This window comes from Frankia sp. AgPm24, assembly GCF_023243055.1.
GTDB lineage: Bacteria > Actinomycetota > Actinomycetes > Frankiales > Frankiaceae > Frankia > Frankia umida.
The window spans coordinates 1-5,425 of the sequence record NZ_JALKFW010000167.1; the positions used below are offsets into that span (position 1 = coordinate 1).

The following is a 5,425-nucleotide window of genomic DNA, read 5'->3' on the forward strand; positions in this document are numbered from 1 at the left end:
CCGCTACCCCCTCCCGGCGGCGTCGGCGGGCCTCCCATCCCCACCGGCCCACGTCCGGCCTTCTCTCCTGCGCCGACCCGCGTCCGGCCTTTCCCCTGCGCCGGGCCTCGTCCGACAGTTCTCTTCATCCGCCAGCCCACGTCTGACGGGGCGGACGGACAGGCCGGGACGGGAAGGCCGGGGACGGGAAGGCCGGGGACGGGAAGGCCGGGGACGGGGAAGGCGGTCAGGCGGGCAGGCGGTGGCCTGAGGATGCCTTCCAGAGGGTCTCACTGACCTTCTTGTCCCAGTCCGTCTCAGCGACGCGTTCGACGGGGACGCGGCCGGCACAGGGCGACTGGGGCTCCTGGGTGAACTGGCCCACGACGCCCACGACGGCGAAGGCGGGGGTGCCGGCCGAGCAGACGGCGGTGAGGGCCAGCCGGGCGCCTTCACCGACGCCCCAGATGTAGATCCGATTCGGATCGATCTTGCTCTTCTTCGTCGACACGTAGTCGATGACGTCCCGGATGTAGCGGGCGTCGGGGCCGTCGGGGCCGTCGATACGCCAGGTACCGCCGACGGCTTCGGGGTAGGCGACGGCGAAGGTCTTCTCGTTGGCCACGGAGCCGGCCTTGCTGTCATGGTCGAAGGTCCTGGCCGAGGTGTTGTCGTCGTGAAGGATCAGCACGAGCGGAATCGGCTTCCTGGGGCTGCCGGGAGCGTGCACATACAGCTCCCGGCCGGACGAACCGTAGCCCTTCGGTATCGCGTCCCGCTTGGTCTTCGGACCGCTGTCATGCTGGATGAAGACCCAGAGCACGACGACGACCGCCGCGACGATGTACCCGGTTCGTTTGTTCTTGCCCCACCAGCCGGCAAGGGGATTGGCTGCCACGGTCCCACGGAACCACACCGCCCCAGTCGAAACCCCGCAAACGTGTGATCGGACAACCGTGGCCCGACCACCACGAAGGTGCCGTTGGGCGGTCAGCCGGCGGTGAGCGCGCGGTGCCGGGCCTCCCGCAGTGCAACGGTTTCCGGCGGTCCGGACAGCGGCGGCAGCGTGCCATGCACCCAGGTGAGCAGCAGGTCCGCCAGCGCCGGGTTCTGCGCCAGCACCGGCCCGTGCAGGTAGGTGCCCAGCACCCGTCCGTCCACGATCCCGTCGGTCCCCGCCGAGGACGAGCCGTCATCCGGCCCAGCCGTCCCACCGGCACGCCCGCCCGCGCCACCACCGGCAGCTCCGGCGGCACCAGCACCGCCGGAGCCGTCGCCGATGCCGCGGCGGACCGTCCCGAGGGGGAATCCCTGGCAGCCGGGCAGGCGCCTGGTCCGTCCGGCGTGGTTCTCGTAGCCGAAGAGGGTGGGCAGGCCGAGGCGGGGGTCGGGTTCGACGACGATGTCGCCGACGGCGCGCCCCGGCGGGGGGGCGTCCGGACCGGCGAAGGAACGGCGGGTCTCGATCCCGACCAGACCCAGCCCCTCGTGGATCTCCCCGCCGGACGGGAAGCTCTGACCGATCACCTGGTAGCCGGCGCAGACCGCGAGCACCGCCGCACCGGCGTGCACCGCCCGGGGGATCGCCCGGTTCTGCCGAATACCGTCGGCCGCGAGCACCTGCGGGGCGTCCTCACCGCCGCCGAGCAGGTAGATGTCGCACCCTTCGGGCACCGGCGAACCGGCGGGGACGTCGACCCGCTCGACCGGCAGGCCACGCCAGCGCAGCCGCCGTTCCAGCACGATCGCGTTACCACCGTCGCCGTAGGTGCCGAGCAGCTCCGGGTAGATCAGCGCGATCCGGGTCGTCGAGACGCCGCGGCGGCTCATCGGGTGCACCGCACGAGCAGGTCGCGGAAGGCGGTGTAGTTGGCGACCACGTCGACGACCTTCTCGTTGGCCGCCTGGGCTGCGTCCTCGGCGCTGCGGTGCACGCTGTGCGGCACCTCCGCGTAGGCCAGGCGCACGCTCATGTCCTCCTTGCGCTCCCCGGTGACGAGCACCTGCCGGCCGGCGAGCCGTTCGAGCGGGACGTCCCAGATCCACGAGGGGTCACGGCCGTCGGCGGTCTGCGAGTTGAAGTCGATGACGACGGGACGCGGCGGGGCGTCGGCGAGCAGTTCCATCATCTCCACCCAGCCGGCGGGGTTCTTCGCGAGCAGCAGCCGCCCGCGCCGGCCCTGTTCGCCGAGGAAGACCTCCTGATAGCGGCCCTGGACGTCACCCAGGCCGGTCATCGCGGCCAGCGCCGCCTCGACCTCCACGCCGAACTCGCGGGCGGCGGCGGCGGCCATCGCCGCGTTGCCGAGGTTCACCCGTCCGGGCAGGTCGAGGCGGGCGGGGACGGTGCGGCCGTACCAGCGCAGCTCCCGCGGCCCGATCACCGAGACGATCGGCTCCGGCCGGGCCAGCCCGCATTCGGACCACCAGCCGTTGGCGTTGCGGTGCAGCAGCCGGGCGCACTGCGGGCAGACCATCGCGTCCGCCGTCCAGTTCTGCCCCGCCGACACCCACACCTGCCGTGACCAGCCGGCCGCCGCCCATGCGACGAGAGGATCGTCCACATTGGCGACGACGGTCGTGTCGGGCAGTTCGGCGCCGAGCTCACGCCACATCGCGGCGATCCGCCGGGTCTCGTTGGACCGGTCCAGCTGGTCGCGGCTGATGTTGAGCAGCAGCACGACCCGCGGCCCGATCTCCCGGGTGACCTTCGGCAGCCAGATCTCGTCGACCTCGAGGGCCGCCGCCGCGTCGAACGGCGGCTTCGACAGGGCGGCGAGCACCCCCGGGGCCATGTTCGCCCCGCCGCTGTTCGACTTGACCGGCCCCAGGGTGCCCAGCGCCCGCGCGAGCAGCCGGGTCGTCGTCGTCTTGCCGTTCGTGCCCGACACGCAGGCGGTGGGACGCTGGGAGCCGACCTCGGCGAGGGCCCCCGGGGACACCCGAAGGGCCAGTTTCCCGCCGATCATCTCCCCGGAACCACGGCCAAGCCGACGGGACGCCTCGGCGGCGAGCCGCTCCAGGGCAAGGGCGGCCTGCGTCCGGGCGGTGAACCTACGCGGAAATGATGTCGTCATCGCGCTTTCTACAGTGCCACGGCGGCGGCCGGCACCGGACGCCGCCCCCGGATCCGTTCCGGTATCTCCCCAGCATCCACTGTGCGCTGTGCGCACACTGCGAGCGGCTACCGTAAGCCGCCGTTCGACACCCCACCCCACACGGACGGACTTGTTCGGTCCGTTACGCGCGGACTACCCGGATGCGCCCATGGGACCTTGGTGTAGCTCTCACCCGACCGGCACGGTAGAACTCACCCATTGGGGTGAACCGGGCCACCGGGATCCGGCTTCTGGAGTGAGAATCACAGGTAGTGCATGGTGGGACAAGTCGGTCAACTACCGGCGGCCATGCTGACCTGCGGTTTGACGATCTGGAGCTCGCTGTCGCGGGTGCCCGGGAACTTCGAGGTTCGCCGATCGGCGCTTCGGGGCACCGGCCCAGTGACCGGTCCACCAGACCAGCGGGCCAGCCGGTCACCGGACCAGCCGGCCGTAGGACCTGCGGGTCTTTCCGTCGGGTGGGAGTTCGGGCCGGTCGAGCACCGACCGGTCGCAGAAGGGACGTGAGGGCACACCGTGACCACGAAGGCAATCGCGATCGCTCGGGAGCACGGCCACTGGTCCGTGCACGACCTCGACCCCGCGGACCTCGACGACCTCGACGCCCTCACCGACGCCATGCGCGACCTCGGTGACGCCTCCGTCGTCGCCTTCCTCGAGGAGGACGACGAGTACCTCGCGATCGTCCGCCTGGGCGACAAGCAGCTGGACCCGTCGGTCTTCCTCTCCGACCGCCGCGCCCTGGTCAGCTCCGATCTCGCCGACCGTCTCTTCTCCGACGCGCTGCCCTCCATGGCCGGCCTGTCCACCGAGGACGACGAGGACGACGACGACTCCGCCGCCCTGCTCCAGGCCTCCCCCGTCGGCGACCTGGACCTCCTCGCCGACCTGGGCACCTCCGAGGAGGACCTGCTCGAACTCATCGGCGAGGAAGGCATGCTCCCCGCCGACCTGATCAGCGCCCTGAGCGAACGCGCCGGCGCCGGGGAGATCTTCGACGACGCCCGTGGCTGACTCGTTCGGTCACGAGGCGGCGATGGGCCTGGCGCTGGACCAGGCGCGTCTCGCTCTGGCCTCCGGCGACGTCCCGGTCGGCGCGGTCGTCCTCGCCGCCGATGGCACGGTGATCGGCACCGGCTACAACACCCGCGAGCGCGACGGCGACCCCACCGCCCACGCCGAGGTCATCGCCCTACGCGCCGCCGCCCAGGCCCTGGGCTCCTGGCGCCTGACCGGCACCACCCTCGTCGTCACCCTCGAGCCCTGCACCATGTGCGCCGGCGCCCTGGTCCTCGCCCGCATCGCCCGCCTCGTCTACGGCGCCGTGGACGACAAGGCCGGCGCCGTCGGCTCCCTCTGGGACGTCGTCCGCGACCGCCGCCTCAACCACCGCCCCGAAGTCATCCCCGCCATCCGCGCCCCCGAATGCACCGCCCTCCTCACCACCTTCTTCACCACCCGCCGCACCACCGGCACCCGCCCCACCCGCACCCCCACCCCCAGGTGATCTCGCGGATCAGACCGACTTTCATGATCGGTTCCCGATCGCCGGCCGCTGAGCCCGATTTCCATCGGACCGAGGCACCACGTCCGCGGAGCAACGCGCCAAATGGCAGCCATACGTCCGCAACCCGAACCCACCGCATCAAGAACATCACAATCCGTACATAACGCACACGACCAGAGATCTCGCAACCCACCAGCCGCTACCCCCCGCAGCCACAATCCAAGCAAGATCCGCCTACGCGGGTCGCCGTGGGGGGCAAAACGGACATGAACACCCCCACGACGACCCCCTTAGCCCACGACCCCCACGCACCACCCCGTTTTTCGTTACATACCGTTGCCATCACCGCCAAGCGGGTACCCGGCAGCCTCCGAACCGGGGCCGAGCCACGAGCACGGCGGCGGATGCGGGCCCGGATACGGAGGAGGCCTGACGGCGTCCCGCCCGGGCCCGGCGAACCACATGCCCGGCGCGTCCGGTAGGCTCACCTACGGTGGAGTCGCCTAGTGGCCGAGGGCGCACGCCTCGAAAGCGTGTGAGGGGGCAACCCCTCCGTGGGTTCAAATCCCACCTCCACCGCACTGTCGTCTCGCAAGACATAGGCACAGGCCCGAACCCCCGGGGGTTCGGGCCTGATCCATTTCTAGCGACGGACGTGGCACCCCAACCAAAATCATTTGTCGAGCTCGGCGCGCGCCGCTTCAAGATTCCTACGGATCTTTCGCACGGTGGGATGGTCCGGACCGTACACCGCCTCGCCGATCGCCAACGCCCGCTCGAACAGCCGCAACGCCTCCCCCACCCGACCAAGATCACGCAA

6 protein-coding genes and 1 tRNA gene are annotated in these 5,425 nt (G+C 71.1%); 3 read left to right on the top strand and 4 right to left on the bottom strand.

Going from position 1 to position 5,425, the window contains the following annotated elements:
* Nucleotides 1–226: 226 nt before the first annotated feature.
* The 3 genes from MXD61_RS10215 to MXD61_RS10225 all read right to left on the bottom strand — a co-directional run bounded on the left by MXD61_RS10215 (nt 227) and on the right by MXD61_RS10225 (nt 3,056).
* Entirely contained in the window at nt 227–877 is a 651-nt protein-coding gene (locus tag MXD61_RS10215) for a PHB depolymerase family esterase (protein WP_248812597.1), read from the bottom strand.
* 92 nt (nt 878–969) lie between these two features.
* The gene (locus MXD61_RS10220) at nt 970–1,809 is read right to left on the bottom strand and encodes a type 1 glutamine amidotransferase (RefSeq protein ID WP_248812598.1); all 840 of its coding nucleotides are present in this window, start codon (nt 1,807–1,809) and stop codon (nt 970–972) included.
* Nucleotides 1,806–3,056, bottom strand: coding sequence for a Mur ligase family protein (locus tag MXD61_RS10225; RefSeq protein WP_248812599.1), 1,251 nt, complete (start codon nt 3,054–3,056; stop codon nt 1,806–1,808). The genes MXD61_RS10220 and MXD61_RS10225 overlap by 4 nt, the downstream gene beginning before the upstream one ends.
* Before the next feature lie 558 nt (nt 3,057–3,614).
* Between MXD61_RS10225 and MXD61_RS10230 the strand changes: the two genes are divergently transcribed.
* From MXD61_RS10230 to MXD61_RS10240, 3 genes are all read left to right on the top strand, one after another.
* A complete protein-coding gene (locus MXD61_RS10230) occupies nt 3,615–4,112 on the top strand; it encodes a tRNA adenosine deaminase-associated protein (RefSeq protein WP_248812600.1) in 498 nt (165 codons plus the stop codon).
* Nucleotides 4,105–4,605, top strand: a complete 501-nt coding sequence (tadA, locus tag MXD61_RS10235) for a tRNA adenosine(34) deaminase TadA (RefSeq protein ID WP_308222720.1) — start codon at nt 4,105–4,107, stop codon at nt 4,603–4,605. Before MXD61_RS10230 ends, tadA begins: the two co-directional genes overlap by 8 nt.
* A 492-nt stretch (nt 4,606–5,097) precedes the next feature.
* Nucleotides 5,098–5,184: transfer RNA gene (locus tag MXD61_RS10240), tRNA-Ser, on the top strand.
* A 94-nt stretch (nt 5,185–5,278) separates the two neighbouring features.
* Here MXD61_RS10240 and MXD61_RS28800 read toward each other — a convergent pair.
* Nucleotides 5,279–5,425 (bottom strand): tetratricopeptide repeat protein, encoded by a 147-nt coding sequence (locus tag MXD61_RS28800; protein WP_374628751.1) that lies wholly within the window; start codon nt 5,423–5,425, stop codon nt 5,279–5,281.

Coding starts and splice junctions, on each gene's coding strand:
- MXD61_RS10220 (WP_248812598.1), bottom strand. CDS start 1,809: ATGAGCCGCCGCGGCGTCTCGACGACCCGGATCGCGCTGATCTACCCG.
- MXD61_RS10225 (WP_248812599.1), bottom strand. CDS start 3,056: ATGACGACATCATTTCCGCGTAGGTTCACCGCCCGGACGCAGGCCGCC.